Origin of the sequence: Phyllobacterium myrsinacearum (assembly GCF_002980555.1) — a bacterium.
In the GTDB taxonomy this organism is placed as follows: domain Bacteria; phylum Pseudomonadota; class Alphaproteobacteria; order Rhizobiales; family Rhizobiaceae; genus Phyllobacterium; species Phyllobacterium myrsinacearum.
Map to the genome: position 1 here is coordinate 219,624 of NZ_PVBT01000004.1, position 26,364 is coordinate 245,987.

Annotated in this window: 29 protein-coding genes; 15 read left to right on the top strand and 14 right to left on the bottom strand. The window is 57.0% G+C overall.

What is annotated here, in order from left to right; all coding sequences use genetic code 11:
- The first annotated feature begins 210 nt into the window (after positions 1–210).
- From pqqB to pqqE, 4 genes are read left to right on the top strand one after another with little or no spacing between them, the layout of a single operon-like run.
- A complete protein-coding gene (gene pqqB, locus C5750_RS15665; RefSeq protein WP_105734840.1) occupies positions 211–1,149 on the top strand; it encodes a pyrroloquinoline quinone biosynthesis protein PqqB in 939 nt (312 codons plus the stop codon).
- Positions 1,146–1,901, top strand: coding sequence for a pyrroloquinoline-quinone synthase PqqC (gene pqqC, locus C5750_RS15670; protein WP_105734841.1), 756 nt, complete (start codon positions 1,146–1,148; stop codon positions 1,899–1,901). The genes pqqB and pqqC overlap by 4 nt, the downstream gene beginning before the upstream one ends.
- Positions 1,898–2,197, top strand: a complete 300-nt coding sequence (pqqD, locus tag C5750_RS15675) for a pyrroloquinoline quinone biosynthesis peptide chaperone PqqD (RefSeq protein WP_105734842.1) — start codon at positions 1,898–1,900, stop codon at positions 2,195–2,197. The genes pqqC and pqqD overlap by 4 nt, the downstream gene beginning before the upstream one ends.
- Positions 2,194–3,318, top strand: coding sequence for a pyrroloquinoline quinone biosynthesis protein PqqE (gene pqqE, locus C5750_RS15680; protein ID WP_105734843.1), 1,125 nt, complete (start codon positions 2,194–2,196; stop codon positions 3,316–3,318). Before pqqD ends, pqqE begins: the two co-directional genes overlap by 4 nt.
- A gap of 3 nt (positions 3,319–3,321) precedes the next feature.
- Here the strand turns inward: pqqE and C5750_RS15685 are convergent, their stop codons facing one another.
- Genes C5750_RS15685 through C5750_RS15710 form a run of 6 tightly spaced genes read right to left on the bottom strand, consistent with a single transcriptional unit; the run spans position 3,322 to position 8,422 of the window.
- Positions 3,322–3,948 (bottom strand): hypothetical protein, encoded by a 627-nt coding sequence (locus C5750_RS15685; protein ID WP_105734844.1) that lies wholly within the window; start codon positions 3,946–3,948, stop codon positions 3,322–3,324.
- Positions 3,945–4,808, bottom strand: coding sequence for an ABC transporter permease (locus tag C5750_RS15690; RefSeq protein WP_105734845.1), 864 nt, complete (start codon positions 4,806–4,808; stop codon positions 3,945–3,947). Before C5750_RS15690 ends, C5750_RS15685 begins: the two co-directional genes overlap by 4 nt.
- Positions 4,805–5,611, bottom strand: coding sequence for an ATP-binding cassette domain-containing protein (locus C5750_RS15695; RefSeq protein ID WP_105734846.1), 807 nt, complete (start codon positions 5,609–5,611; stop codon positions 4,805–4,807). The genes C5750_RS15690 and C5750_RS15695 overlap by 4 nt, the downstream gene beginning before the upstream one ends.
- A 54-nt stretch (positions 5,612–5,665) precedes the next feature.
- On the bottom strand, positions 5,666–6,160 hold the full coding sequence (locus C5750_RS15700; protein ID WP_105734847.1) for a cupredoxin domain-containing protein: 495 nt from the start codon (positions 6,158–6,160) through the stop codon (positions 5,666–5,668).
- A gap of 30 nt (positions 6,161–6,190) precedes the next feature.
- On the bottom strand, positions 6,191–7,153 hold the full coding sequence (locus C5750_RS15705) for a YVTN family beta-propeller repeat protein (protein WP_105734848.1): 963 nt from the start codon (positions 7,151–7,153) through the stop codon (positions 6,191–6,193).
- A 36-nt stretch (positions 7,154–7,189) separates the two neighbouring features.
- Complete coding sequence (locus C5750_RS15710; RefSeq protein ID WP_105735032.1) at positions 7,190–8,422, bottom strand: ABC transporter substrate-binding protein; 1,233 nt, start codon at positions 8,420–8,422, stop codon at positions 7,190–7,192.
- A 115-nt stretch (positions 8,423–8,537) separates the two neighbouring features.
- Here C5750_RS15710 and C5750_RS15715 point away from each other — a divergent pair, with 115 nt between their 5' ends.
- From C5750_RS15715 to C5750_RS15735, 5 genes are read left to right on the top strand one after another with little or no spacing between them, the layout of a single operon-like run.
- Entirely contained in the window at positions 8,538–9,752 is a 1,215-nt protein-coding gene (locus C5750_RS15715) for a (5-formylfuran-3-yl)methyl phosphate synthase (protein ID WP_245421130.1), read from the top strand.
- Positions 9,749–10,384, top strand: a complete 636-nt coding sequence (locus tag C5750_RS15720) for an amino acid kinase family protein (protein ID WP_105734850.1) — start codon at positions 9,749–9,751, stop codon at positions 10,382–10,384. Before C5750_RS15715 ends, C5750_RS15720 begins: the two co-directional genes overlap by 4 nt.
- Positions 10,381–10,923 carry a flavoprotein gene (locus tag C5750_RS15725; RefSeq protein ID WP_105734851.1) on the top strand — a complete coding sequence of 181 codons (543 nt, stop codon included), beginning with the start codon at positions 10,381–10,383 and terminating at the stop codon, positions 10,921–10,923. Before C5750_RS15720 ends, C5750_RS15725 begins: the two co-directional genes overlap by 4 nt.
- A gap of 1 nt (position 10,924) precedes the next feature.
- A complete protein-coding gene (locus C5750_RS15730) occupies positions 10,925–12,325 on the top strand; it encodes a DUF6513 domain-containing protein (RefSeq protein ID WP_105734852.1) in 1,401 nt (466 codons plus the stop codon).
- The gene (locus C5750_RS15735) at positions 12,322–12,927 is read left to right on the top strand and encodes a DUF447 domain-containing protein (protein WP_105734853.1); all 606 of its coding nucleotides are present in this window, start codon (positions 12,322–12,324) and stop codon (positions 12,925–12,927) included. Before C5750_RS15730 ends, C5750_RS15735 begins: the two co-directional genes overlap by 4 nt.
- A 1-nt stretch (position 12,928) precedes the next feature.
- On the opposite strand, the gene C5750_RS15740 is transcribed toward C5750_RS15735, so the two are convergent.
- A complete protein-coding gene (locus C5750_RS15740) occupies positions 12,929–13,921 on the bottom strand; it encodes a hydantoinase/oxoprolinase family protein (RefSeq protein WP_245421131.1) in 993 nt (330 codons plus the stop codon).
- 6 nt (positions 13,922–13,927) lie between these two features.
- On the opposite strand from C5750_RS15740, the gene C5750_RS15745 reads away from it, so the two are divergent.
- Entirely contained in the window at positions 13,928–14,737 is an 810-nt protein-coding gene (locus tag C5750_RS15745) for a HisA/HisF-related TIM barrel protein (protein WP_105735034.1), read from the top strand.
- Between the two features lie 119 nt (positions 14,738–14,856).
- Here C5750_RS15745 and fae read toward each other — a convergent pair whose 3' ends face one another.
- The 7 genes from fae to C5750_RS15780 all read right to left on the bottom strand — a co-directional run bounded on the left by fae (position 14,857) and on the right by C5750_RS15780 (position 21,261).
- The gene (gene fae, locus C5750_RS15750) at positions 14,857–15,363 is read right to left on the bottom strand and encodes a formaldehyde-activating enzyme (RefSeq protein ID WP_105734854.1); all 507 of its coding nucleotides are present in this window, start codon (positions 15,361–15,363) and stop codon (positions 14,857–14,859) included.
- A 153-nt stretch (positions 15,364–15,516) separates the two neighbouring features.
- Positions 15,517–16,380 carry a triphosphoribosyl-dephospho-CoA synthase gene (locus tag C5750_RS15755; protein ID WP_105734855.1) on the bottom strand — a complete coding sequence of 288 codons (864 nt, stop codon included), beginning with the start codon at positions 16,378–16,380 and terminating at the stop codon, positions 15,517–15,519.
- On the bottom strand, positions 16,377–17,291 hold the full coding sequence (locus C5750_RS15760; RefSeq protein WP_105734856.1) for an ATP-grasp domain-containing protein: 915 nt from the start codon (positions 17,289–17,291) through the stop codon (positions 16,377–16,379). Before C5750_RS15760 ends, C5750_RS15755 begins: the two co-directional genes overlap by 4 nt.
- Positions 17,292–17,299: 8 nt before the next feature.
- Complete coding sequence (gene mch, locus C5750_RS15765; protein WP_105734857.1) at positions 17,300–18,253, bottom strand: methenyltetrahydromethanopterin cyclohydrolase; 954 nt, start codon at positions 18,251–18,253, stop codon at positions 17,300–17,302.
- Positions 18,250–19,398 carry an ATP-grasp domain-containing protein gene (locus C5750_RS15770; RefSeq protein WP_245421132.1) on the bottom strand — a complete coding sequence of 383 codons (1,149 nt, stop codon included), beginning with the start codon at positions 19,396–19,398 and terminating at the stop codon, positions 18,250–18,252. The genes mch and C5750_RS15770 overlap by 4 nt, the downstream gene beginning before the upstream one ends.
- A complete protein-coding gene (locus C5750_RS15775; protein ID WP_105734858.1) occupies positions 19,352–20,248 on the bottom strand; it encodes an NAD(P)-dependent methylenetetrahydromethanopterin dehydrogenase in 897 nt (298 codons plus the stop codon). The genes C5750_RS15770 and C5750_RS15775 overlap by 47 nt, the downstream gene beginning before the upstream one ends.
- The gene (locus tag C5750_RS15780) at positions 20,245–21,261 is read right to left on the bottom strand and encodes a beta-ribofuranosylaminobenzene 5'-phosphate synthase family protein (RefSeq protein ID WP_105734859.1); all 1,017 of its coding nucleotides are present in this window, start codon (positions 21,259–21,261) and stop codon (positions 20,245–20,247) included. Before C5750_RS15780 ends, C5750_RS15775 begins: the two co-directional genes overlap by 4 nt.
- Positions 21,262–21,362: 101 nt before the next feature.
- Between C5750_RS15780 and C5750_RS15785 the strand changes: the two genes are divergently transcribed.
- The 5 genes from C5750_RS15785 to C5750_RS15805 all read left to right on the top strand — a co-directional run bounded on the left by C5750_RS15785 (position 21,363) and on the right by C5750_RS15805 (position 26,281).
- Positions 21,363–21,761 (top strand): 4a-hydroxytetrahydrobiopterin dehydratase, encoded by a 399-nt coding sequence (locus C5750_RS15785; RefSeq protein ID WP_105734860.1) that lies wholly within the window; start codon positions 21,363–21,365, stop codon positions 21,759–21,761.
- A gap of 83 nt (positions 21,762–21,844) precedes the next feature.
- On the top strand, positions 21,845–22,942 hold the full coding sequence (locus C5750_RS15790) for a molybdopterin-binding domain-containing protein (protein WP_105734861.1): 1,098 nt from the start codon (positions 21,845–21,847) through the stop codon (positions 22,940–22,942).
- Positions 22,936–24,570 (top strand): formylmethanofuran dehydrogenase subunit A, encoded by a 1,635-nt coding sequence (locus tag C5750_RS15795; protein ID WP_105734862.1) that lies wholly within the window; start codon positions 22,936–22,938, stop codon positions 24,568–24,570. Before C5750_RS15790 ends, C5750_RS15795 begins: the two co-directional genes overlap by 7 nt.
- Entirely contained in the window at positions 24,558–25,466 is a 909-nt protein-coding gene (gene fhcD / locus C5750_RS15800; protein ID WP_105734863.1) for a formylmethanofuran--tetrahydromethanopterin N-formyltransferase, read from the top strand. Before C5750_RS15795 ends, fhcD begins: the two co-directional genes overlap by 13 nt.
- The gene (locus C5750_RS15805) at positions 25,463–26,281 is read left to right on the top strand and encodes a formylmethanofuran dehydrogenase subunit C (RefSeq protein WP_105734864.1); all 819 of its coding nucleotides are present in this window, start codon (positions 25,463–25,465) and stop codon (positions 26,279–26,281) included. Before fhcD ends, C5750_RS15805 begins: the two co-directional genes overlap by 4 nt.
- Positions 26,282–26,364: the final 83 nt, after the last annotated feature.

The window sequence follows — 26,364 nt, forward strand, 5'->3', positions numbered from 1 at the left end:
CGGAGAAAGATCACTGCGGTGATCTTTGGATAGAAGGAGGCTAGCATGAAGAAAACTTGGACAAAGCCGACCATGTGTCAGGTTGCTGCTGGTATGGAACTGACGCGTTACATGCCTGCTGAACTGAAGACAAAGAAGTAATCTCCAGTCTTCGCCCTGCGTGAGCCAATCACGCGGGGCGGATTCCGGCCTGTTGGGGTATTGCGCGCAATGCGATTGAAAATAATCGGCTCGGCGGCTGGCGGCGGGTTTCCCCAATGGAATTGCAATTATCAATTGAGCCGCCGCGCATGGAACGGCGATGAAAACGTGCGTTCCCGCACGCAGTCCAGTCTTGCCGCCAGCTCGAATGGAACGGACTGGGTTCTCTTCAATGCGTCGCCTGATATTCGTCAGCAGATCGCGGCAACACCGGAACTTCAGCCACAGGAGAACGGGCGCTTGCGCTCGACGCCGATACGCGCAGTGGTCCTGACCAATGCCGATGTCGATCACATTGCCGGATTGCTCAGCTTGCGCGAGCGCGAGCCATTCGTGATTTATGCGACGCGTCGTGTTCTCGATGTGCTTGAGGCCAATTCCATTTTCAACGTGCTTGATCGGGCGCTTGTTGACCGGCGCGAACTGACGGCCGGCGGACGAACCGATATTCTTGACGTCGCAAAAATCCCAACAGGAATTTCGGTTGAAGCCTTTGCTGTACCCGGCAAGGTGGCACTGTTTCTTGAGGATCACAGCAAAGCGGGTGAAGGTTTCGGTACGCAGGAGGGCGACACGATCGGCCTTTGCATTTCCTCAAGGGGCAGCGAACGGGCAGCATTCTACGTTCCGGGTTGTGCCCGCATCGATGCGGTACTCACGTCGAGATTGCAGCGGGCCGATTGCCTGCTCTTTGATGGCACTCTGTACACCGACGACGAAATGGTTGCGGCAGGCGTCGGTGCAAAGACCGGCGCGCGGATGGGGCATGTTTCCATTTCAGGTGAAAACGGGTCGCTGGCTGCTCTGGCAGAACTTGGCATCGGCAACAGGATTTACGTTCACATCAACAACACCAATCCCGTCCTTGACGCCGCATCGGCCGAGCACGCCGCGGTTGTCGCGGCCGGCTGGGAAATAGCATTCGATGGCATGGAGGTCAGACTTTGAGCGAATTTGGCGATGCGGCACGTGGTGGGTTATCTCCGGCCCAGCTTGAAAACGTTCTGCGTGACGTGGGTGCTGCGCGCTATCACAACCGGCATCCGTTCCACCACCAGATGACGAGTGGCGCTCTGAGCAAGGGCCAGATGCAGGCCTGGGCTCTCAATCGTTATGCATACCAATCGGTCATTCCACGCAAGGATGCTGCCATCATCATGCGGTCGGACGATCCCGCGTTCCGCGCCGAATGGCGCAAACGGATTGAAGACCATGATGGCGGCGACGGCTGGAGCGGCGGTATTGCACGCTGGCTGAAGCTCGCAACGGGTCTCGGACTTGATGCCGGTATGGTCAAAAGTGAGAAATTCGTGCTGCCGGGTACACGTTTTGCCGTGGGTGCCTATCTGTCATACTGCACAAACCGGACAATGCTCGAAGCCGTCGCGTCATCGCTGACGGAGCTGTTCTCGCCCGTCATCATTGGCGAGCGCGTTCCGGCGATGCTGGCGAAATATGACTATATCACCGCGGACATTCTCGCCTATTTCGACAAACGTCCGGCGCTTGCATCGCGCGATTCCGATTTTGCACTCGCCTATGTGATGAAACATGCCGACAATGCCGAGAAGCAGCAGTCGGTGATCGACGCGCTTGTCTTCAAATGCGATGTCCTCTGGGCGATGCTGGATGCGTTGGCGCATGCTTATGGTGAGAAGGGCAATATCCCGCCCGGTGCTTTTGTTCCGGAGGCAATATGACAGCAACTGTCCGCTCCCGCGCTATCGTATCGATGCAGTCGCGGCCTGTTTTGCAGCGTCATGTGCGGCTGCAATATGATGGTGTGCGCGAAGCTTGGGCGCTGCTGTCGCCCGAAAAAATATTCTGGCCGAACGAAGTCAGTCTCGACATTTTGCGACTGTGCAATGGCCGGCACAATGTGGCACAGATGATTGCGCTTCTTGCCGATCAGTACGCCGCGGAGCAGGAAGAAATCGCACCTGACATCAGCGCCTTCCTGCAGGAGTGGTCCGACAAGTTCCTGGTGTCGCTATGATGAGCCCTGTGCTTCCTCCGATTGGCATGCTGGCGGAGCTGACCCACCGCTGCCCCTTGCAATGTGCCTACTGCTCCAACCCGGTTGAATTGCTCAAGGCCAACCGCGAGATGGATACGGCCGGCTGGCTTGCCCTGTTCGACCAGGCAGCGGATCTCGGAGTCCTCCAGGTGCATCTGTCTGGCGGCGAACCGACGCTGCGCACCGATCTTGCCGAACTCGTCGCCGGTCTGGCCAAACGCGGTGTTTACACCAATCTGATCACGGCTGGGGTCGGGATTGCCGAGGGGCGTATCGAGGCCCTCGCTGATGCCGGGCTCGATCATATCCAACTGAGTTTTCAGGGCGCCTTTGCTGCCACGACCGAGAAGATCGGCAACGCTCGCGGCGCGCACGAAAAGAAGCTCGAAACGGCCCGTCGCGTTCGCGCTGCCGGTCTTCCACTGACCATCAATGCCCCCATACACCGCCATAACATGGAAGAGGTGCCGGATTTCATTGACCTGGCGCTTGAGCTTGGCGCGGAACGGCTCGAGATTGCCAACGTGCAATATGCGGGCTGGGCACTTGTCAATCGCAAGGTTCTGATGCCCGAGCGTGAAGCTGTCGAACGGCAGGTGCAGATCGTTGAGGAAGCACAGGAGCGGCTTCGCGGTATCATGACGATTGACTTCGTCACACCCGATTATTTCGCTGTATATCCCAAGCCATGCATGGGGGGATGGGCGCGGGATGCCTTCATGGTTGCACCGGATGGAACCGTATTGCCTTGCCACGCGGCCGCATCGATCAAATCGCTGCATTTCGAACGCTTCGGCGCGTGGAGCCTCAGTCGCATCTGGCATGAATCCCCGGCGTTCAATGCGTTTCGCGGGACAGACTGGATGCAGGAGCCGTGCCGCAGCTGCGAACGGCAGGAAATAGATTGGGGCGGCTGCCGCTGTCAGGCTATGGCAATCGCGGGGGATGCCGCCGCGACTGACCCCGCCTGCATCAAATCACCGTTGCACGCGCGGATGGCCGCGCTGATCGATGAAGCCGTGACAGCAAAATCCCCTGACGCGGCGTCGGATGGCTTCATCTATCGCCGTATTGGCAAGACTGCCGGGCCTGTTGCCTGAAGGCTATTGCTTGAGCATGGATTGGCTGATGGTCTTGGACAGGCTGTAAAGCCTCTGTTCGATGATTGTCGGCACCTCACAGACATAGGTCAGGGACTGCACGCGTTCTTGGAATATCCGCGTTTCCCAGGTCAACCGCTCATTAGCCCGGTCCAGATCATCCGGGTCTGTATCAGGTTTGCCTCGCATGGCATCGACCCTGGCAGCTTCCGTGCGCAGATCATTTGCCATTTCGCGCTGTTTGCCGGCATAGCGTGAAATACCGGAGATGACCTGTATCCGCTCGCGGTTCAGGGTGTCAAACAGACCCTGGAACAGCAGCAACATCTTGTCATTCACCTGGTCCCTCGGCAGGCCATTGGCAAATTCGACGATTCTGGTCTGAGCTGTATCGAGCGGATTGCGGCGCGCCGCCAAATCATCGACCAGAGCATGGATTGCGGCATCGTTGTCCCAGCCCTTCGCGGAGTCGGGAATATCGGGGCCATTCCAAACCTGACCAACAGACAATTCGGGCACCTTGCGCTGCACGCAGGGCCAGCTCGGATCATTCTGCGCCGCGCCAAAAGACCCTCCGGCCGAAGCGGTGCAGATGAGAAGACTGGTTGCGATAATGCGACAGTGTCTCAATTGTTTCCTCCCTCTTGTTTCTTGATGACGAGGCCTCTCGAGGGGTCATAGGCGATGATGGCGCCGGCAATGAACACGAGAGTGAATCCGCAGACGACGGCAAGAGATATCCATTCGATCTTCCCATAGAAGGCGAACCGCACCAGTTCGACGGCATAGGTAAAGGGATTGAGCAGGCATATCTTGTAAAGCAGGGGACTGGCCTCCTGCACGCGCCAGAGCGGATAAAGCGCGGAGGAGGCGAAATACATCGGAAAGATCACGAAGTTCATGATCCCCGCAAAGTTTTCCAACTGTTTGATCATGGATGAGAGCAGCATGCCGAGCGCACCCAGCATCATACCTGCGATGAAGAGCGCCGGCAGCGTCAAGATGTAGCCGGACGCCGGCGCCTTGACGCCCCAGAACCAGGCGATGAACAGGAACGCATAGACTTGCACAATCGAGACCGCGACACCGGCGAGCAGCTTGGACATGAGCAGGAACCAGCGGGGAAACGGGCTGACCAGCAGGGTGCGCATATTGCCCATCTCCCTGTCATAGACCATGGACAGCGAGGACTGCATGCCGCTGAACAGCAGGATCATCCCACATAGGCCCGGCGTGATATAGACCTCATAAAGTACGTAGGTTTGATAAGGCGGGATGATTGAGACGCCGAGAACCTGACGGAAGCCTGCTGCAAAAATGAACAGCCAGAGCAGGGGCCGGACAAGCGATGAAATGAAGCGCTCGCGTTGATGCAGATAGCGAAGTCCTTCCCGCACGAGAATACCCTTGAGGCACACCAGATATTGCACGGGGCCAAAGCGGTTGTGTCCACTGCTCCTGATGGAAATGTTGCCGGGGATATCGGTCATAGACGGCCTCCGGCATTCAAAGAGATGATACCGGTGAGGCGTGAGAACGCTTCGTTCATGGTGTCGGCGCCCGTATCCTTGATGACATCCTGCGTCGTGCCATTGGCGACCAGCTTACCCTGATTGAGGACAATGATCTGATCGGCGTGGCTGACCTCGTCGATGAGATGGGTGGCCCACAGGACGCTGATACTCTTTTCCGTTACCAGCCTGCGAATATCGGCAAGGATTGTCGCCCGCGATTTGATATCAAGTCCGACGGTTGCCTCGTCCAGCAGCAACAGGGATGGCTGATGCAACAAGGCGCGAATGATTTCGACACGTCTGATCTGGCCGCCGGAAAGGCTGCGGGCTTTTTCATGCAACCGGTCGCTCATGTCGATTGATTGCATGAGCTCATGAATGCGCCGGTCCGTTTCGCGCGACCCGATCCCATGCAGAGAAGCGTGATAGGCCAGATTCTGGTGTATCGTCAGGTCGAGATCGAGTGTGCGGGCCTGAAAGACAATTCCCAGACGCCGCAATGCTTCGCCGGATCTGCGATCGATGTCGTTGCCGAAGACGTGGATGCGGCCATTGCGGGTGGCAAACAGATGGCTGATCAGGGAAAACAGCGTCGTCTTGCCCGCACCGTTCAAACCCAGGAGCACGGCAAAACGACCGGGCGCAATTGAGAACGAGATATTGTCCAGCGCCTGTCGCCTGCCATAGGCATAACTGACTGCGGCAAGTTCCAGCGCCGGCACACTCGCATCCGTTGCCGGCTTGTCATGAACAGTTTTCAACTCAACATCCGGACCCATCAAGCTCCACCCTTGGTTACCCGCTGCAGTTGCCGCGCTCGCTGATGTTAGCGCTTATTTGATGGTAATTGTCCCCTTCATTCCCTTCTCAGCAAGATCAGGCACCGACCAGGTGTATTTGCCTGGACGTACTGTGGTGAATTGAACACTTATTGTACCCGGCGAGTCGAATTCAAGCCAGGCGGGAGCGCCGTTCATATGCACTTCGAGGTTGTTGATGACGATTTGATTCATCCAGACATTGCGGAAAAGGTCGGTGACGAATTTATACTCCAGGCCTGCGGCCGACGTAATCTTCCAGCGGTAGCCCTGTCCGGCCACCAGCTCAAAATCCTTTTGGTTGACCGTGAAGTCGCTGTCTTTGGAGCCAAGGATGAGTTCCGGCAGGTTCTTGCTGGAGCGGGTGACCGCAGGTGTCTTGGCTTCGGTCGCGGCCTTTGGCTCAGCTGCTGCTTTGTCGTCGTCGTCATCTGCTTGTGCCAAGGCGAAGGATGGGGCAAGCGCCAGTCCAAGAAATCCCGCCAGTGCAAATCTTTTGAAAGTCGACATATGGTTCCTCCCTTTGGTCAATGATCTTGTCTAGTTGGGCGCGACCGCAACACCCCAAGGCAACTGGCCCACGGTGACCGACTTGATCGGCTCATCCGTCGCGGTGTCGATGAATGTAATATCGTTGGACAGGCCGTTGGTGCTGATGATGGTTTTGCCGTCCGGCATGAAAGCAAGCTGCCAGACCCGCTGCCCCACCAGAACATATTTTTCCACCTCGTAAGTCTCGGCATTAATGACGGCAACCCGGTTGGCGGGGCCAAGTGCCACATAGGCTTTCTTGCCGTCTGCGCTGATGCGTATACCGACCGGCTGGATCTGTTCTGAGCGCAACCCCTGAATGTCGAAGGTAATCTTGTGCTTTACCGCGCGTGTCTTGTTGTCAATGACAGAGACGGTGCCGCCAATCTCTGCCGATACCCACACTTCCGAACCGTCTGGCTTGAATTGGGCGTAACGCGGGCGTGAATCGACAAGCACGTTATCGGTGATCTCGTGCGTGGAGGTGTCGATGAAATGCGCCATGTTGGTCGTTTCCGACGTATTGACGATGGTCTTGCCATCGGGGCTTACGCCCATGCCCTCCGGCTCCACGCCAACGGGGATTTCCGCAACGACTGCCCGTGTTTCCACATTGATGACGGTGACGAGATTATCGTTCTCATTGGCCACATAAAGCGTCTTGCCATCAGGGGACAGGATGAAAAGTTCGGGATCCGGACCGGAAGGCAAAGTACCGACAATCTTGCCGGTGCTCGTATCAATCATTTGCACGGTGTCGTCGTCACTGGCACAGACATAGACTATTTTCCCGTCCGGCGAGATCGTGATGCCGCGCGGGCGTTGCCCGACTTCGATGGTCTTCACCACTTCCATTGATGTGGAATCGACGACGGTAATCGAATTGCCCTTCTCATTGGAAACATAAACCATGTTTGCCCAGCCGGGTTGCGCAAGAAACGGCAGCGCTGCGGCCGCAGCAAGTAGGCACATGTGATGTCGCATCCAGTCCTCCCATCGGTTTATCGTTTATTTGAGCCTGCATTTGGTTTCTGGCCTGTCGACACCTAGCGTATCCAGCTCCGAGAACTGGTGCAGGAATCCCGCTTGCGGTGATGTCGAAACGACGCCGTGTCCGTCGCCAATCAGGATCGGCTGCCGCAATTGCCAGTTCCAATTGCGGAACGTGAGCTTCTGGCCCTTGAAAGCCGCGATGGAGAATTCATCGGATTTGATGTAATCCTCGACCTGTTTGGTCTCGGCGCTCTTCGTCCGGGTGATTGCTTCGCCTAGGATGCGCACGGCGGTCCATGCCTGCATGTCTTTCGACAGCATGCGCCGTCCGGCCATCTTGACGAAACGGCTCTGGATCTGAACGCCGCCCCATTGTTCGCTTGCGGGATGCCAGCTCGAGGCTACGAGGCCAGCGGTTCCCACCACCGGCCGTGGCGTCCATGTCCTGTAGGGAACATAGCTGCCAAAGACTTCACTTTCATCAGCAACAATGACGACGTCATGTTCGGGCAGGTTTTGTGTGAAAACCGGCATCTGCTGCTGCACAAGGACGACGCCACTGTCGGTCCTGCGTGCCGTGCCCCGGTCTTCGTACAGGCGTTCTTCAACAATTGTTGCGCCAAAGCGGCTCGCAGCACGCCGGATGGCGTCAGCATAAAGCTTGTCATTCTCGTGGGAGCCGTAGAGCAGTACCCATTTGCGCCATTGTTTCCAGACAAGATATTGCGCCAGCCCGTCTGCAAGCATGCTGCGGGTCGGTGCCGTATGAAAGACATTCGGACGGCATTCCTCCTCGCGCAAAATGTCATCGGTCGCGCCAATGTTGAAAAGCAGCACACCTGCATCCTTTGCGATATCCGCTATGGACAACAATTGCTTGGCGGAAACATCCGCAAGGACGAAGCGATCGCCGCGCGCAACCATCTCCTTGAAAGCCGGAATCACATCGGCGTTAAATTTTGTTTCCGTGACATCGAGCGTGAATTGCTGGCCGAGAAATTTGCCTGTCGTGTTGTTGTCGCTAATCGCGACGTTCGCACCGGCGACACCTTCATCGCGCGGCGGTATATCCAGAACCGAAAGGGCCAATTGAGGTTCGTAGGCGCGAAGATAGCCGATGCGTGCGTCTACCCCAGGCTTTGCTGATTGATTTGCTGCCGGCTGCTGCGCCGATAACTCAGACACGTTGACGAACAGCAAAAAAAAGCCGAATAAAAACGTGAGAGTAATTGGCACCGTACTCTTCATGACCAAACCATTCATACTGCCGCCATTCAAGTAATGGCGGTGGGTTAAGAACAGAGGTGCCCATAGTGTTTTTAAACAACCCCACCACAATCTCAACCCTTCAGGTCAGCTTTTCTTGCATGCGAGGCAAAGTTTCTCGTTTTCATGCGGGGGCAAGCCAATGACGAAGATGTTGGCCAGTGTGCAGAACCGTCAGGAAGCCGAAATTGTCTTTGAAAGCGGAGCAGATATCATCGATATGAAAGATCCGGGCAACGGTGCACTTGGCGCGGTTGACCTGAGCAAGGTCCTGGAAGTGAAGGGCTTTTTATCAGGCAGGCGGCCCATCAGTGCAGCGTGCGGCGACCTTCCCATGCATCCGGAAACGATCAGGCGGACAGTGAAAGAGTTTGCGGCAGCGGGTCTCGACTATATCAAGATAGGTTTGTTTCCGTCCGGGCAGTTTGATGCTTGCGTGACGGCGCTGCGGCCTCTCGCTTTACACAATAAATTGATTGCCGTTGTCTTTGCCGACAACTGGAGCGATTACGGTGAAAACCTGTTTGAAACCTTGGCGGCCAGCGGATTTCATGGCGTAATGATCGACACCGCCGACAAGTCCAAGGGCCGCTTGCTCAATCATCTGTCTCCGGACCAGATCGGCAAGTTCATCGGGAATGGACAATCGAATGGATTGATGGTCGGCGTCGCGGGATCGCTCGAAGCACCGGATATCTCGCGGCTGTTAACTTACGATCCCGATTTTATGGGGTTTCGCGGAGCGCTTTGCGCTGACCTCGACCGCAAGGCGTCCATTGATGCGCTGGCAACGGTGAAGATTCGTGGTCTGATTCCCGAAGTGCTTGAGCAGGGAATGCCTGCAAGCGTCGATTACAAACTGCTTGCTGCACGGGGTTATTTTCCTGAACCGGAAGAGGCGGGACTGGGCACCGACAAGATTTTCGTTCGTGATTTTGTTTTGCCTGTGCATATCGGTGCCTATCGTTTCGAACATGGGAAATCCCAGAAGGTACGGTTTGATGTGACGGCCGAGGTTTTGCGTGTCACGCGCAATCCTGAGGATATGCGGCACGTGGTTTCCTACGACCTCATCATGGACGGTATTCGCGCCATCGTTGCCGAGGGCCATGTTGAACTAGCCGAGACATTGGCAGAACAGGTGGCCGCACTGGTGCTTCGAAATCCACGGGTGACACGGGTCTCGGTCCGCGCGGAAAAACTTGAAATTGGACCCGGCGGTGTCGGTGTCGAGATCGAGCGAACGCGCGATGTGAAAAATTCCGCCAAGCTGCGGTTTGCACAGGTGCATGGGGGACGGAAGTCCTCATGAAGGCGCTTGTCGTGAAGCTTGGAGGAAGCACGGCGGGCCATGTGGAAATGCGGCGCTGGATCGACGCGCTGGCAAGCGCAACGTTCCCGCTGGTGATTGTTCCAGGCGGCGGCCCTTTTGCCGATCAGGTGCGGGTTTCGCAAAAACGTCTTGGCTATTCGGACGAAGCAGCCCATGCGATGGCAATCCTTGCGATGGATCAGTTTGGCATTGCTGTTGTTGAACGTCACGAACGTTTCCAAACGGCGCGGTCCATCGTGGAAATCGCTGACGCACTTGAAGCGGGGTTCATACCCGTTTGGCTGCCATCTGTGATGGCAGCCGGAGCACCGGACATTCCCATGTCATGGGATATCACCTCGGATAGTTTGAGCGCGTGGCTTGCCGGACAATTGCAAGCTGACGCAGTGCTGCTCATCAAACAGACCGATGAACACCAATACTATTCATCGGTAGAAGACATTGCCGCTGCGGGTATCGTCGACAGTATGCTTCGGGACATGCTTGGAGACGGGATGACCCTTCATATTGCCGGTCCGGCGATGTTGGATGCATTGGATTTACCCTTGGCAGACTTTCCGGGACGCGTGATGATGCGCAACAGCTATTTCGAAGTAACGGGTGAGCAATGACACGACTGCATACGCCGCGATGGGCTTGGGCGTTGACCGGCTCCGGCCATTTCTTCGTGGAGAGTTTCGAGCTCATAAGAACACTCGAACATTGTGATGTGTTCGTCTCCAAGGCCGCCAATGAAGTCTTGCGCATGTATAAGGTGAAGCTCGATTTCCCCGAGACGACGCGGGTCTTGCATGACAAGACCGCAAGTTCCGTGCCGGTTGGCGGCTTCTATAACGGGGTCTATCATACGGCAATTATTGCACCGGCGACGTCGAATACCGTCGCCAAATGCGTTGCCGGCATTTCAGATTCCCTTCCGACCAATGTTTATGCACAGGCCGGCAAATGCCGGGTGTCGTCCATTGTCTTTGCCTGTGATACGGCACCTGAACTTGAAACAATGGCACCCGGCGGCATGGTCAAGGTTTATCCCAGGCCAATCGATCTTGAAAACACGGCACGTCTCAAGACCTACGAGCGGACCGAGGTCGTCGAGTCGCTGGCAGAGTTGAAGGCAGCCATTGCGCGCCGTGCCAAAGAGGTTGCTTGATATGGCGGAGCATCTCCTGTTCCTGACCGGGCATTTGGCCCGCTCACGGCTGGAGCGCATCCTTGCCGGCCTCAACGATCCGGCGTTCACCTATGAAATCGTCGACATCGGCGTGAAGGTTGCGGCGCTTATGAGCGAGGAGATTATCACGCGTCGATTGAAAATGCCTGTGGCCGCCGACCGCATCATTCTGCCCGGGCGATATCGCGGCGATCTTGATCGCCTGAACCAGCGCTTTGGCGTTCCCTTCGTTCGAGGTCCCGATGAGGTTGCCGATCTGCCTGTCTTCCTCGGGCGGGTGGGCAAGCCCGTTGATCTCTCCAGGCACAATATGCGTATCTTTGCAGAAATCGTCGATGCGTCGGCATTGTCGCTGGAGGCGTTGGTGCAGCGCGCTTTGAAACTTGCCGCTGCCGGCGCCGATGTCATCGATCTGGGGTGCCTGCCTGAAACGCCCTTTCCGCATCTTGCCGACGCCATTCGCCGTTTAAAGGCGCAAGGTCTTTCCGTCAGCGTGGATTCAGCCAACCCAGGGGAGCTTGAAACCGGCGCCACGGCCGGCGCGGATTATCTTCTCAGTCTGACCGAGGAAACCGTTGATCTGGCGGTAAGATACGGCGTCACGCCGATCCTTATTCCTTCGATTGCCGGAGATCTCGATTCGCTTGGCCGTGCGATTCACAAGGCACGGACAGCCAAGATTTCTTTCATCGCTGATCCGGTTCTCGATCCCATCCATTTCGGGTTTGCCGCTTCGCTTGGCCGGTTCATGGAGGCGCGCCGCCGCTGGCCAGATATTCCGATGATGATGGGTACGGGCAATCTTACCGAACTCACCGATGCGGATTCCTCCGGTGTAACGGCGTTGCTCTCGGGCATCTGCTCGGAACTATCGATAGATAATGTTCTGGTCGTCAATGTCAGCCCCCACACGGTCCGCACGGTCGAGGAGCATGATCACGCCCGCCGCATGATGTTTGCAGCCAAACAGGATCATGCCCTGCCGCGCGGCTACGATGCGGGCCTGTTGCAGATTCATGATCGCAAACCCTATCCAAACAGCGTTGAGGATATCGCTGCGCTGGCCACCAATGTGCGGGATGGCAATTTCCGCATTATGACCGCGCCGGATGGTATCCATGTTTTCAACGCCAGCGGTCACGCGACTGCGCAGGATGCTTTTGAACTTTTCCCAGGCCTCGACGTTGAATCGGATGGCGCTCATGCGTTTTATCTGGGAGCGGAACTGACCAAGGCTGAAATAGCCTGGAAACTGGGCAAGCGTTACACGCAGGACGAACCACTCTCCTGGGGAGCGGGTGCGCCGGAAGTGCAGGCGGATCGTCTCAGGTTAAAGGAAGCGGGCCACACGTTGCGAGCGAAGAAGGATAGGGCGACTTGACCTATATCAGGGAAACCATCGTCACCACGGTCGATGCCGCCGGTGTCGTTCACATTGCACCGCTCGGCATCATCGAGCAGGATCATGGTTGGATCATCGCTCCGTTTCGTCCTTCGAAGACGCTGGAGAACCTGGCGGCGGTTCCCTTCGCCATTGCCAACTATACCGACGATATGCTGGTGTTTGCCGGTTGTCTGACCGGACGCAAGGACTGGCCCACCGTTGCCGTCCCGAATTGTCCGGTTCCGCGTCTCCAATCGGCGCTGAGCCATTCCGTACTCGAGGTGGTGTCTGTCGATGATGACGGGCTCCGACCGCGTCATTTCTGCAAAGTGGTTTCCGAAGCGATGCACGCCCCTTTCACCGGGCTCAACCGTGCCAAGGCTGCGGTGCTTGAACTGGCTATTCTGGTCAGCCGGCTGCACATGCTGCCGCAAGAAAAGATCGAGGCGGAAATTGACTATCTTACGATCGCAATTGACAAGACTGCCGGACCGGATGAACTGCTGGCCTGGTCATGGCTGCTGCAGCGGGTAAAAGAATATCAGGCGACGGCCGATTCCAAAGGCAAGAGCGCGGCCCATCCTTCCGGCACAGCCTAAATTATCCCTGCAAGTGCATCGAGGCGAGCAGCGCGACTGCCGCTGCTGGCGCAGCTTTGCTGGCATCATCGCGCGCACCTGACGCTGCAGGTATTAGCGTTCCGAAATCGACATAGGGCCGATCCATGCGCTTTGCGAGTTGCCTGATCTGCGGTCTGCCAATACCGGCACCGACAATCGGTGCATCGGCGGCTGACGCAAGATCGCGTGACACGCGAATTGCGCCATCATGGATCATTCGCAACTGATGCTCGCTGAACCACCGGGCAATATCGATCCATTCAGCCTCTTTAAGGTCACTGCTATCGCGTCCGACCATGCGCGCCAGTCTCTGGATCGATCCGGCGAGCGTTTTCGGCTGGCGGTCGGCAGATGGATATTTATCGTCAGCTTCATCCAGCGTGCCGAGAATGCGGCCGAGATCGGCCGTGTTGGCGAAATATTCGTTCATGAGCGGGGTCATATGTCCTCCTACCGGAACAAGCGCCGCGATGCCGATCAACGCCGAGCGGGCAAACCCCGTATAGACCAGCTCACCGGTCAACAGTCGCTCCGCATCGGAATATCCGCGGTGGATCAGGTCGCCGTTCATGAAGGCAAGAATATCCGTCGTTGTTGACCCCATATCGACAAAAAGACCGGTATCGGCCAGCTTTGCGCTCAGTGATGCCGTTGCGTGCCAATTGGCCGAGGCGATATCGCCCCCCAGACCATGGGCGGTGGCAATGTCGCAGAAACCTCCTCGACCCGCATAGATGAGCGTGTTGTCATCGCCGAATTCTTCTCCGATGAAATCGAGGAGGCTGGCAACTCCCGCATCGCGTGACGTGAATGTGTCCGAGAGTTCTCCGGTCATGGTGAATACATTGAAGGTGCCGTCTGCCTGCAAAGGCCCCAGCGCATGCAGAGCCTCGCGCACCTGATCGATACCAAGCCAAAGCGGTGTCTTGAAGATTTTTGCCGAGACAATCTCGCCATTTCGGCATAGTGCCATCTTGAGATGAGCGCCGCCCACATCCCAACCGGTGATCAGGGGCTTTCCTTTGCTGGCAAATCGGGATTTCATGGCTGTATCATTCCTTGGATTCTGCTCGTGCATATCATTCCGGTACTCGACATAAAAGATGGTCTCGTTGTCCGTGCTCACATGGGCAATCGCGCGGCCTATCGGCCCATCGAAACGCCACTCAGCCCAACGGCCGATATCCTCGATGTCGCGCAAGGTCTACGCCAGCTCTACCCCTTTCCTGCATTTTACGTCGCTGAGCTGGATGCCATACAGCAAGGTCTTGCCCCCGGTACGCTGGAGCGTCTGAAGCCATTGGTCGCCGTGGCTGATGTCTGGCTGGATGCCGGCTTTGCGAGCCTCCACCAATTGGAGGGCGTCTTGACAATGGAGGGGGTCAGGCCGGTCTTGGGTTCGGAGTCCCAGACGGATACCTCTGTGCTTGGGCATTTGAGCGGAAATCCGCGACTTGTTCTCTCCCTGGATTTTCGTGGGGATGAGTTTCTTGGACCTTCCGAGCTTTTCGAGAATGCGGATCTTTGGCCTTCCCGGGTTATCGTGATGACGCTTCGCCGCGTTGGCAGCAATTCGGGGCCGGATTTCGAACGATTGACCGAGATCAAGCGCCGCGCCGGTGATCGCGCCGTCATTGCGGCTGGGGGCATTCGACATGCCACCGATCTTGAACAACTGGAAGCGCTCGGCATTTCAGCGGCACTTGTGGCGACCTCTCTGCACAACGGCTCCCTTGCCCCGGAGACGATCTCGTCGTTGATGAGCGGAAACGAGTCCGGGACGGGGTGAACAAGGGGAATGATTGCTCTTCCCCTTGTCCGGGTTCAGAAGCCCAAACTTTTTGCCAACCGGCGCAACAGGCCATCCGGTGCAACAGAGGGCATGCTCTGTGCGAGGTTGTCTCTTGTCTAAGCGCTGAAGGGGTGTTTCACGGAATCGCGCTGCGCGGTCGCTTCGGCGGCAGTCGGCTTGCCCGTTACTGCGCGCTCAAGAGCTTCCTTGGTTGCACGATAATTGAAGTCTTGAATCTTGGCATCGTCTTCAGCCTCCCAATGGATGAAAACGCCGACGCAGATAAACAGATCGTCTGCTTCATCCGCCGGAATCGTGCCGTCTGCAACGCTGTCCTGGACTGCTTTAGCCACCGCATGCTGTGCCGGGCCAAACATCTGGACTGCCTGTTTGGCTCCCTTGATGGTAACCTTGTTGAACAGAATGGTGTTTGGCTTGCACGCCAAATTCGGCGCGATGACTGCAAGCAGGGACGTGAAGCCATCCTTGTTGTTCGTCAATGCATTGCAGAATGCTGTTTCAACTGCACTGCCGCGCGGTCCGATCAGGAGATCGATATGCGCAACTTCGTTCCCATCGCCTACAAGCGACTCGCCAACCATAACCTTATTGATTTTAGCCACAGCCAAATTCCTCCCTAAACTGTTTCCAAGTGGTTTGTCCAAAGACGCCGTACCTCGAGACACGACTCTCGATGGACAGCTATCCTTGTTCACAGCACCCTCAGAACGGGGTCGGTTGGCCAGATAGCAGCGGACAAAATCCGCTGGAGAAATTCAAGCATTTACCTCGCCATTATGCAAGAGCCAGATAAGTCTGGATGCAAAAAGGGTTGCAACTGTAAGATCAGCCGAGGTGCCTGGATTGATATCTTGAGCTTTAAGTTGAGCATCGAAAGCAAGGAGCAGTTTTTCTCGCTCGCGGCCATCTTGCATCTCCATCGTTCGTGCAAGGATTTTCTCTGCGGCCAGCCGCGTTTCCTCGGCAATTGGCATGCCGTGTTTGCGGATAATATGGCTATCGGGGAAATTCGAGAGAAAATACAGGTAAACGAATACGCTCGGCCACATCCCAGGTTCATTGTGGGCGATGGCTGCGCCATGAGCTGACAAACCGCCGGTGAAGATGTCTGAGAAGTTGGTCACATATTGCCGGGCAATCATGTCCCGCTCGGATGCAGCGCGCATGGCTTCCAGAAGCGGCACATCCGGTTCATTGGCAACATCATGCTCTGGTGCGGATCCGAGGCCGCCTGGCTGCGCCAATGTGATTGCCGCGAATACGTCACGTGCATCGTTCATGTCGAGTTGGGCGAGTGTCGCGGCGAGGCTGAGCTGCACGTCTGATGTCCGATTGGCTGCTGCCCGGGCAAGCGGAGCGCACAGGAGAAGAATGCCCAGATTCGTATTGGTCTGAACCTTCAGTCGCGTCGCGGCAACGGCGGCAAGAATCCGCTGGCCGACAGAATTGGCGGGATCGCTCAGCGGGTCCGATGAGACCTGAGCGCTGTCGAAAAACTGCTGTGCATTCATGCGATGGCCATCCGCGAAAACATGCACGTTGCCTGGTTTCAGTGCTTCGATCTCCTGATAGCAGGCATCGATATAGGCGCGGCGGATATGTTCGCGTGTCAGGCTCACGCTGCAGGCCTCTCACCGATGTCAGGTTCAATCCGGGTGACAAGTGCGCCGGCAATACAGTCTGCAATGCGGACCGGCACGACCGATTGAAGCCCGGACCAGGCCGGCATGCTGTTGACTTCAAGAACAAGAAGTTTGCCGTCAGCCGCAGGAATGATGTCGATCCCGGCAAAATCCGTGCCGATAGCGGCCGACGCGGCGAGCGCAAGTTCTTCCAGCTTGTTCCTCAACGGGCCAATGACCGGCTCGGCCTTCGCGCCCTTGGCAATATTGGTGATCCATCCTTCGGCCTGGCGTGCCATCATACCCAGCACTTCGCCCGCGCAGGTGAAGACCCGGTAATCGCAGTAGGGTGGTCCTGGCCGCGCCACGAAACGCTGCAAATAATAAACATCGTCCATTTCCTCCGGCGGAGGCAGATCCTCAATGTTGCGGATCAGCCTGATCCCCCGGCCTTGTGAACCGAAAAGCGGTTTGAGCACCAGTGGTCCGTGGGTCAGTTCCCGCTCGGCAATGGTTCTGGCATTCTCCAGACTTTCGACCGCAAAGGTTTCCGGTGTCGGCAACCCTGCCTGTGCGAGGAAGAATGTCGTCGTGGACTTGTCAACGCAGCGCTCGATCGCCTTGGCAGAATTCCAAACGGGAATGCCAAGATGAGCAAGGGCGTGCAGTATCCCGAGACGGCGCGTGATCGCCTCGAATGTCCCCGATGAAATTGACCGCACGATCACGGCGGCGGGTAAGGCGCCGTTCATGCGCGGGACGGCAATCCCGGAGGGGTACCGGGTGTCAAAACCGATATCTGCCAGCGGCAATGTCTGAACATTGAAGCCACGCGATCGCAGTGCGGTGCGCAGTTGTTTTACCTGACCGTCGGGCCGGTCGGAAAGGATCAGTATTGTTTCTGTCATCGTGTCCGTCAGTCCAGGGATTGTTTGAGCATTGCTTCATGGATTCCGCCGCTGCGGAAAGTATCGCCGGTTTCGATCGCGGTAACAATGACCTCGGCGGGGCTGAACAGATGCGGATCGATCGCGTAGAAATCGCCTTTGAACTTCTTGAATATGTCGGCAAAAGGCTGGCCGTGATCGCGTGATGTATGGCTGGGAAGCTGTTCAGCGAGTGTGCGCGCGGCTTCTGAGGTGCCCCGCACGAAAAGCTGGACGGTGCCGCCATAGATGATGGCATCGTTGGTCCTGCCCATTGCTTTCAGAAAATCCGGATGCGGAGCAGGGATGGGCGCGCGGCCTGCGCCGTCCACGATGTCACCCAGCGGAAATTTCAGATCGTGTGCCTTGTGCATTGCAACTTCGAGAACCCGCCCGACAATCTGCACGGCACCCGTCAGACTTTGTGTCGGCGCGTAGATGAATGTCAGGTTCTCGGGCGCAAATCCTGTTGCTTTGGACACTTTTTCAACGATGGCCGCAGGCGGCGGCGTTGTGGTTTCAAGGACGATGACCGACGATTTTGCTTCAGGCTCACGATAGGAAATTTCATCAAAGAGCGGCTCAACCCGCGCCAGGGACCTTGCTGGCCCAGATCCCATGGCGAAGTATTTCTCGTGCGAGAGGTTCCAGCCGGCATATTGGCTGGCAAGGCAGGCCAAAACCGGTTGTGACGATCTGACATTCACGCTGTAGGGCCATTTGCCCGTATCGAGTGTTGCCGAAACCACGCCAAGACCGCCCATGCAGATTTCGACAATCCGCAGTCCGGCTTCGACACCGCCTGGACAACTCGCCCCTGCGTCAATCACATGTTCGCCAAGGTGGCCACGGCTGTGATTGATGCCAAGCCGTCCCGCTTGCTCGATCATCTTGTCGGCCAGATGTTGAGCGCTTCTGTTGAGATAGGCGTGACCGTCTCTCATGAAAACTCCTCCCTCCAATTAACCGCGAGTTGTTTGACGCGGCCCTTCACGGCTTTCATCGCTGCGGAGGCAGAGGGAGCCGTGGCGAAAACGGTACAAACAGGATCACCGGCTTGAAGGGAGGTGCCTGCTGTTTGGTGGTCTGCGGTGAGCGCCGGCCAAACAACATCTGGAAATGCGCTGATGGCTTTTGTGGTATAGGCGATTGCCGAGGCCGCCGAGATTTTGTAGCTGGGTGTCGAGAAATCCGATCCCGTGACCGCATGTAAATGCTGGCGCAGAAGAGGCGTTTCTTCCGTGTCGAAAATATCGAGCGTGGCACCTGGTCGTGGATTGATTTCGATGAGATGCAGACCCTCTGCACCAACGATGAAATCGGCGCTGCATAATCCGGTCAGACCGGTCCGCCGGGTTAAAGCCGTCAGCCAATCGCTTATCTGCTGTGCTCTGTGCGGGTTGTAGCGGAGCAGCCGGACCGCGCCTCCGTAGCGAAAGGGACTGCTTTCCGACGGAGAAAACCATTGCCGGCTCAGGCCAATCATGTGCGCCTTGTTCCCATTGGCCAGAAACAGGGCAGAGAGATTCCTGCCTCGGACAAACCGCTGAAAATAGTATTCTTGTCCCGATGTTCCGTGATGCGCAGGCCTCACATGTGAACCGCCAGCACCACCGGTCAACTTTATCAGCCAATCCCGAGGATTGTCGGGAGTGTCGAAACATATATCCGGATGCGGTATGGCAAAATCGGTGCACAGCTGCGACAGAGAGACGGGGTCCTTGACGAGACGAACCGTCCTGGCGCTGTTTCCTGCAACGGCAAAGTGTTGTGAGATCGCCGCTATCATCTGCGGATCGCGCTCAAAACCAGAGCCGTAGATCACAGCCACCGGGTTATCATCGCCGGCCAGTTTTTGCAGCGTTTCAACGAGACGTTTTCGGTCGATACCGTTCTGCAGGCTCCCCGAAAGTTTCACGGCGCGTTCCGCCAATGCCAGCGTGTCAGCGTCGTTGAAGAGGTCGGCGACCAACGGCCGCAAGCCAGCCCGCCGCGCCGCCGCGGCAAGCGAGCGTCCAGAGACTGCGGCTATCAGAACCGCATTATTTGGCGAGTTCGCGAGCAAGGGCAAATGCGTCCCGAAAATCAAAGATAACCGGCTTCTTCGCCTTGATCATCTGTTCGAACAAACCGGCTTGAGTCTTGTATTTGACATTACCGATGGAAAGCGGGCCAATGCCGACAGCTTCTGTCGCATCGAGCGGATCGGCATTGGCGTTGACCTTCAGTCCTTCGATGCCAGCTGGCGGAACGGCGTTGACGTCGGCCGCGATCAGAAGTTTGCCCGCCTTGGCAAGTTGTGCTGCCGATATCACCTGCACACCCGCTTTTGCGGCGGCCAGCACAACCTCCGCGGTTCGCAGCACCTCCATCTTTTTCGCTTCGGTTGACCCGTCGGCCGGCTCAACGGTCAGATTGAACCTTTGCTTGATCGACGCGGCGATCGCCTTCACCCGCTCAATGCCGTCATGGCCGATGACCGTCACGCTCGCCCCTTGCTGGGCTGTAATCACCGCGGTGCAATAGCCCACCACGCCTGTCGCGCCGAAGACTGCCACGCTGGTTCCTTCCAGCTTGCGGCCGCAAATTTTGGCGAGAGCCTTTTCGACTTTGGCCACCATGGCGGCGGCGGTCGTGAATGATCCCGCGGGGTCGGCAAACACCGAGATTTCGAACGGCGGAACCATGGCGTTTCTTGCGGCATCAAGCATGTCGAGCGCTGCGGGTGCATCCTTGCCAGCAAGGAAAATGCCCGTGGCCACACCTGCATCCGGCGGCCGTGAGAATATGGCGTCTTGAACAAGATTTCCGACATCCGAAAGAGTGACATCAGTGTAGGGAACAACGGCGTCATAACCTGCGTCGAGCGCCATGTTGACGTCGAAAGGGCTCATTTGCCGAAGCGGGGTTAACATATGCAGGATCGTTTTGCGGCTCACGGTATCCGCTCCTTCTTGATGACGGCGCCCATGGTACAAGCTCTGGCAAGATTCAGAGCAGTATGCGTGATATCAGCCCCGGCATTTCTTCCCGCGACGATTTGAATGGCCGTGCCATGTGGGTTGCTGTGGATGGTCTCGACGATCCGCTCGGCTTCTGCCTGTGACGCGGCGAAGGCGAAGCCCGTCGGTCCCCATGAGCTCTGGCCCATACCGACAGCGCCGGCCTCTGCAAGCTGCATGATGGTGGTTTCAACCTGTTTGCTGGTGAAAATTCCCCCCTGTGCGGGTGCAAAATAATTGCCAATCTCGGTCTGGATGGCGGCGATCGACCGGCCAAACAAGGCAAGGTTCTGTTCGATCAGGCCGGGCATGGCGCTCATCAGCACAAGACGGCTGATCGCTGCCGATGTCGTTACCGGGAACGGAGGTAATGCTTTGAAAGCGTCGACCTCGGCACTGCCGTGAATGCCTTGGGTTGACGTGTCGAAGACGAGAATGATTCGCCACTCCTCGGGAAATGCAATCCGCGATATAATGGTGGGGGCAGCGCCGTGGGTGGCTTTGCCCGCATCGATAATGACACCACCCCCATCGAACGCAGCTATGCCGATGCCAGACCGCGCCCCGCGTCCCAACAGATGCGCATCGTTCACGATATCAAGCGGTATCGCATGCAGGGTGCGCAACGCTGCTGCAACGGCAAGGGCAATCTGGGTGCCGGAGCCAAGGCCGATATGTCGGGGAATGGTTCGATGCACGACAACCCTGTGGTGTGCGGTGATCCCAAGATGACGGGAAAGGGTTGCAACGTGCTGTGCAACGCGTTCCCGCTCATCTCCTTCAATATGGTCTTTTGCCGCGCGGGAGACCGTCAGAACGGTGGAAATGTCCTGAATGGGTAAGCCAATGCTGCCGAACCGGTTCTGACCAGGTTCGGGCACGCTGCGTGGTATATCAAGGAAGCCAAGGTGAAGACGGGCCGGGACTTCGATCGTGACGGATTCCGACATTTGCTTAATTTACACAATCTCAGAAATCGGGCCCTGCAGTATGATATCGTCTTTCGGGCGAGGCGCAAGCACCATGAGCAAAGAAGTGGAGGATTGGTCAAATGGTTGAAGAAGCAAAAGGGACGAGGCCCGCTGAAAAGGTGTATTCAGAACCTGAAATTATTGCGAAACTCGAGAAAGATCTGCCGCACTGGCGCTATGAGAACGGCTGGATTCGTCGGAAATACAAGACGCATGGCTGGAAATCGACCCTGATGGTCATCAATACCATCGGTCATCTGGCCGAGGCGGCCTGGCATCATCCGGATCTCAAGGCATCCTATGCCTGGGTGGAAGTCTTGTTGATGAACCATGCCGCCAAAGGCGTTACCGACAAGGACTTCGATCTTGCGGCGAAGATTGAAAGCGTTGTCCAATGGCAGCCGGGCCAGGAGACGGGATCGCTTGAAGGGACGCCGCAAACTGACCAGCGCTTTGCCTATATCAAGTACGACAATTGATCCCGTAAACTTTTGCATCTGCGCAGGGTTCACATTCTAGAAAAAATAGCTAAGCTCAGGTTGGCACCAGAAAGTTGCGGAATATGTCGGTTGCATGGATTGGCAGCCAGCCGGTACCTTTGACGGATGCAATTCGGAACGCTGCGAAGCTTCTGGCATCATGCCGCTGCCCAGTTTTTACTCTCGATACGGATGTGCATGGTACGCGCAGCACCATCGCGTTGGCGACCATGTTGGGCGGCGCCTACGATCATGCCAAGGGTCAGGTGCTTGCAAATGAAGTTGCATTGTTCACAAATCATGGCGGCATGTTCACGACGCCGGGAGAAGCGCGCCGTCGCTCCAGCCTGATCATTCTGGTCGGTGAAATCCCGCCCCTGCATCACGACCTTTTGCAGGCCTGGGCGACTTCGCAACCCGATCTTGGCGACAAACACACCCGTCGCTGGTTTCATATCGCGGGCGATGAAACGAGTTCATCGTATGGCAAACGTCTGCGGCAGTTGAAGGCTAAACCGCTGCGCGGCGAGGGCCTTTCACTGGAAGCGACACTGGCGCTTCTGCGGGCTCGATTGCAGCACCGTCCTGCATTGTCCTCGCTGAGCAATATCGATTCTCTTGAAAAGGCCCTGGCGAGCGCGCAGTTCCCGGTTTTCGTGTTTTCCGGCGGTTCAGTTGAAGCCGCGGGTCTCGTCATGTTGCAGGGGTTGATCGCCGACCTGAACAGAAAGGGGCGTGCCAGCAGTGTATTCCTGCCGGCTGACGACGATGCATGGGGTTCTGCTCTTGCCTCGCTGTGGATGACCGGATTTCCACTCCGGACAGGTTTTATCAATAGCCTCCCAAGCTATGACCCGGTGCAATGGGACGTCCAGCGCATGATTCATGCAAAGGAAACGGATCTTCATGTCTGGGTGTCGGGGCGCGGCGGTCAAACTCCCCCCAAAGGGGGAAAGGTCGTCTTGATTTCGTTGAGTCGGACCGACGTTCCAACATCTGGTGCGGCGGTAACGATTGCCGTTGGCCAGGCCGGGGTCGATCACGATGGGGTTGCCTATTCGAGCCGGATCGGCACGTTCAGAGCGGTCCAGGCCGCCACGCCGTCGCATCTGCCCAGTGTTTCAAAGGTCATAGGCCAGTTGGCTGATGCGCTGCCCGGACGAAGGGAATTCGCATGCTGATCCGGTTATCAGGTGGTGACGTCGTCGACCCCGTCAACGGCAAAACCAGCCAGCGTGACGTTTGGATCAGAGACGAAGTGCTTGTCGATGCGCCAAAGGGCGAAGCGGCCGATCAAACCCATGATGTTTCGGGTTGTATCGTCATGGCCGGCGCTATCGATATTCATTCCCATATCGGTGGTGGTAATGTGAACACCGCACGTCTGCTTCTGCCGGAGCACCATGCGGCACACATGCCAAGGCCTGCCAATACGCCACTGTCGAATGCAGGCTGGTCGACTTTCCAGACCGGCTGCCTCTATGCGCAAATGGGTTTCACGACGGTGGTGGAGCCGGCCATGGCACCCTATACCGCGTTGCATACGCACCTGGAGCTGGCCGATATTCCAATTATTGACAGGGCGACATTGGCGATACTCGGCAATGACGATTTTACCCTGTCCTTGCTGCGTGACGGCAAATCGTCGGCAATGATCGACGACTATGTGGCATGGGTGGTCGGTTCAACACGCGCTCTTGGTGTCAAAGTCATCAATGCCGGCGCCGCTGCGGCATTCAAGGACAATGTCCGCTCGTTCTCTCTGGATGATGTGGTTCCGGAATATGGCGTCAGCTCGCGCAAGATCGTCAAGTCGCTTCAGTCTTCCGTGACCCGGCTTGGCATCCCGCATCCGCTGCATGTCCACGCCAACAATCTCGGTATTGCCGGCAGCGCCGATACGGCGGCTGCAACCATCGCGGCAACGGAGGGCGTGCCCCTACATCTGGCCCATCTGCAATTCTATGGCTATGGGACCGGAGGCAAGCGGAAGTTCTCGTCGGAGGCAGCGCGGCTGGCCGAAGCCGTCAATGCCAATCCCGATGTCACAATCGATGTCGGTCAGGTCATGTTCGGTCAGACCGTGACAATTTCCTCAGACGTAATGCGGCAGTTTTCCGCCATCGGCAATGCCAGTCCGAAGAAGACGATCATCTTTGATGGCGACGGCAATGGCGGTGGCGGAATCGTGCCCTACCGCTACAAACAGGATTATTACGGTTCGCTGCAATGGGCTATCGGGCTTGAACTCTTCCTGCTGATCGCCGATCCATGGCGGGTGTTCTTCACAACCGATCATCCCAACGGCGCACCATTCACGGCCTATCCGGAATTGTTCGAGCTGCTGATGAGCAGTGCGTCCCGCGATGCGAAATCGGCGGAACTCAATGCTGCCGCGCTGGAACTGACAACGCTCGCGTCAGTTCGTCGTGAATATACCCTGGAAGAGATCGCGATCATGACCCGGGCGGCGCCCGCCAAACTGCTTGGCCTCAAGGATCGCGGTCATCTGGGGGCAGGGGCTATCGCCGATATCGCCGTATACCGGAAGGGCAGGGATATCGCCAAAATGTTCCGCGAGGCGGCATTGGTTTTCAAGAATGGCGATCTGGTCGTTAAAAATGGCAAGGTCAGTCAATATCGTTGGGGCAAAACCCTTCGGCTCAATCCGCCGCCCGATAAGGCGATCATCAAGCGCATGAAGGCCTATCACGAAGAGCGTTATGGACTGTCGCTGGACTGGTTCACATTTCCGGATTCTGCCATCCAGCGCGACGAACCCTTTGCCGAGGTGCCATGCAACAGTTGAGCCGCAATGGCGTTCTTATTGACGATACCTTCGCCGAAGCTTTCGGCATGCGTGCGACGGCGATCATCATCACTGCGCCGACCCTGAAATGGGCGCGGCAGGCCGCTATCACCATGACGGGCTATGCAACCTCCGTTATTGGCTGCGGTTGCGAGGCCGCGATTGATGTCGATTTGCCCGCATCCAAGACGCCGGATGGGCGGCCGGGATGCCGCGTGATGATTTTTGCCATGGGAACCGACGATCTGCAGAAGCAATTGAAAAGCAGGCTCGGCCAATGCGTGCTGACTTCGCCGGGAAGTGCCTGTTTTGCCGGTCTCGAAGGTACGGCACCGCTCGACCTCGGCAATTCGCTGCGTTACTTCGGCGACGGCTGGCAGATATCCAAGAAATTTGGCGGAAAGCATTATTGGCGCGTTCCTGTCATGGATGGCGAGTTCCTGTGTGAAGCAACAACGGGGCTGACCAAGCTTGCGGTTGGCGGCGGCAATCTGCTGTTTCTCGCGGCCGATAACGCCAAAGCCCTGAATGCAGCGGAATATGCGGTTGCCGCTATCGAGAAAGTAGCGGGGGCAATCATGCCATTTCCCGGCGGCATTGTCCGTTCCGGTTCGAAAGTGGGCGGAAAATACAAGGGGATGATGGCTTCGACCAATGACGCCTTTGCACCGACATTGCGCGGCGTTGTCGACAGTGCCTTGACGCCCGGGGTCAACGCTGTGCTTGAAATCGTCATTGACGGAGAGACCAGTGACGCGGTTGCGGCTGCCATGCGCGCGGGGTTGAAGGCGGCCATTGATCTTGGTCCGGCGAAAGGCGCGTTGCGGATAAGCGCTGGCAACTACGGCGGCAAGCTTGGCAAATTCCATTATCATCTGAAGGATTTGCTGCCATGAAAGCTTTGACCTTCTCGCTGTTGGCCCAACCGGACGAACGTCTGGATCTATCATGCCTGACGCCCGCCGCTTTGGCCGGACTGGCTGATGTCCAGATTGCCAAACTGCGCATCGGGACGAGCCGTAATCCGGCCCTGGTTGGCGATGTATTCAGGATCACCGGTAAGGATGTGAACAATATCGTGTTCGAGGGCGGCAGTTCGCGGTTTGACAAGTTGGGGGCAGGGCTGAGCGCTGGTGCAGTCCGAGTGATGGGGGATGTCGGCAACCAGGCGGGCAGAAGGCTGTCCGGAGGCACGCTGTATGTGGACGGGAGTGCTGGAACCCATGCGGGTTCGGGCATGATCAATGGACGGCTCGAGATCAAAGGCAATGCCGGAGACTATCTCGGCGGATCGCTTGCCGGTGAAACCTCCGGCATGGAAGGCGGCCTGTTGATCGTCCGCGGGAAGGCTGCAGATTATGCGGGGGACCGCCTTCGCCGCGGAACGATCGCGATACTCAAAGGCTGTGGCAATTATGCCGGTTATCGCATGATCGCCGGAACACTTGTCATTACCGGCCGTACCGGCGCCATGACTGGCTATCTCATGAAGCGCGGTTCATTGCTGCTTGATCGCCCGCCGGAGAATTTGTCGCCAACTTTCATGCCGTGCGGCGAGCCTGATATCGCTTTCTCCCATCTGTTCGATCGCTTTCTTATGGATGAGAAAATCATCGACAAACCGCTTCTCGGCCCGAAGCCGGGAAAATATGGCGGCGATACTGCGGTGTCCGGCAAAGGGGAAGTACTGTTTCGACAACGATATCGTTGAGGACCTGAGCCAAATTCAGTGATGGTTGCCTATGAACTGTATACTTTATTGGTGCCAATAATAGAGAAAATTGTCGACAATAT

Bases quoted from the DNA above. Each gene is read 5' to 3' on its own strand.
- C5750_RS15745 (WP_105735034.1), top strand. From the start codon at position 13,928: ATGAGCGCCGCCCACATCCCAACCGGTGATCAGGGGCTTTCCTTTGCT.
- pqqE (WP_105734843.1), top strand. From the start codon at position 2,194: ATGATGAGCCCTGTGCTTCCTCCGATTGGCATGCTGGCGGAGCTGACC.
- mch (WP_105734857.1), bottom strand. From the start codon at position 18,253: ATGAGAGACGGTCACGCCTATCTCAACAGAAGCGCTCAACATCTGGCC.
- pqqB (WP_105734840.1), top strand. From the start codon at position 211: ATGCGATTGAAAATAATCGGCTCGGCGGCTGGCGGCGGGTTTCCCCAA.
- C5750_RS15790 (WP_105734861.1), top strand. From the start codon at position 21,845: ATGTCGGTTGCATGGATTGGCAGCCAGCCGGTACCTTTGACGGATGCA.
- C5750_RS15695 (WP_105734846.1), bottom strand. From the start codon at position 5,611: ATGGGTCCGGATGTTGAGTTGAAAACTGTTCATGACAAGCCGGCAACG.
- C5750_RS15710 (WP_105735032.1), bottom strand. From the start codon at position 8,422: ATGAAGAGTACGGTGCCAATTACTCTCACGTTTTTATTCGGCTTTTTT.
- C5750_RS15785 (WP_105734860.1), top strand. From the start codon at position 21,363: ATGGTTGAAGAAGCAAAAGGGACGAGGCCCGCTGAAAAGGTGTATTCA.
- fhcD (WP_105734863.1), top strand. From the start codon at position 24,558: ATGCAACAGTTGAGCCGCAATGGCGTTCTTATTGACGATACCTTCGCC.
- C5750_RS15725 (WP_105734851.1), top strand. From the start codon at position 10,381: ATGACACGACTGCATACGCCGCGATGGGCTTGGGCGTTGACCGGCTCC.
- C5750_RS15720 (WP_105734850.1), top strand. From the start codon at position 9,749: ATGAAGGCGCTTGTCGTGAAGCTTGGAGGAAGCACGGCGGGCCATGTG.
- pqqD (WP_105734842.1), top strand. From the start codon at position 1,898: ATGACAGCAACTGTCCGCTCCCGCGCTATCGTATCGATGCAGTCGCGG.
- C5750_RS15760 (WP_105734856.1), bottom strand. From the start codon at position 17,291: ATGACAGAAACAATACTGATCCTTTCCGACCGGCCCGACGGTCAGGTA.
- C5750_RS15700 (WP_105734847.1), bottom strand. From the start codon at position 6,160: ATGTCGACTTTCAAAAGATTTGCACTGGCGGGATTTCTTGGACTGGCG.
- C5750_RS15795 (WP_105734862.1), top strand. From the start codon at position 22,936: ATGCTGATCCGGTTATCAGGTGGTGACGTCGTCGACCCCGTCAACGGC.
- C5750_RS15780 (WP_105734859.1), bottom strand. From the start codon at position 21,261: ATGTCGGAATCCGTCACGATCGAAGTCCCGGCCCGTCTTCACCTTGGC.
- C5750_RS15740 (WP_245421131.1), bottom strand. From the start codon at position 13,921: ATGGCACTATGCCGAAATGGCGAGATTGTCTCGGCAAAAATCTTCAAG.
- C5750_RS15730 (WP_105734852.1), top strand. From the start codon at position 10,925: ATGGCGGAGCATCTCCTGTTCCTGACCGGGCATTTGGCCCGCTCACGG.
- C5750_RS15705 (WP_105734848.1), bottom strand. From the start codon at position 7,153: ATGTGCCTACTTGCTGCGGCCGCAGCGCTGCCGTTTCTTGCGCAACCC.
- C5750_RS15690 (WP_105734845.1), bottom strand. From the start codon at position 4,808: ATGACCGATATCCCCGGCAACATTTCCATCAGGAGCAGTGGACACAAC.
- C5750_RS15805 (WP_105734864.1), top strand. From the start codon at position 25,463: ATGAAAGCTTTGACCTTCTCGCTGTTGGCCCAACCGGACGAACGTCTG.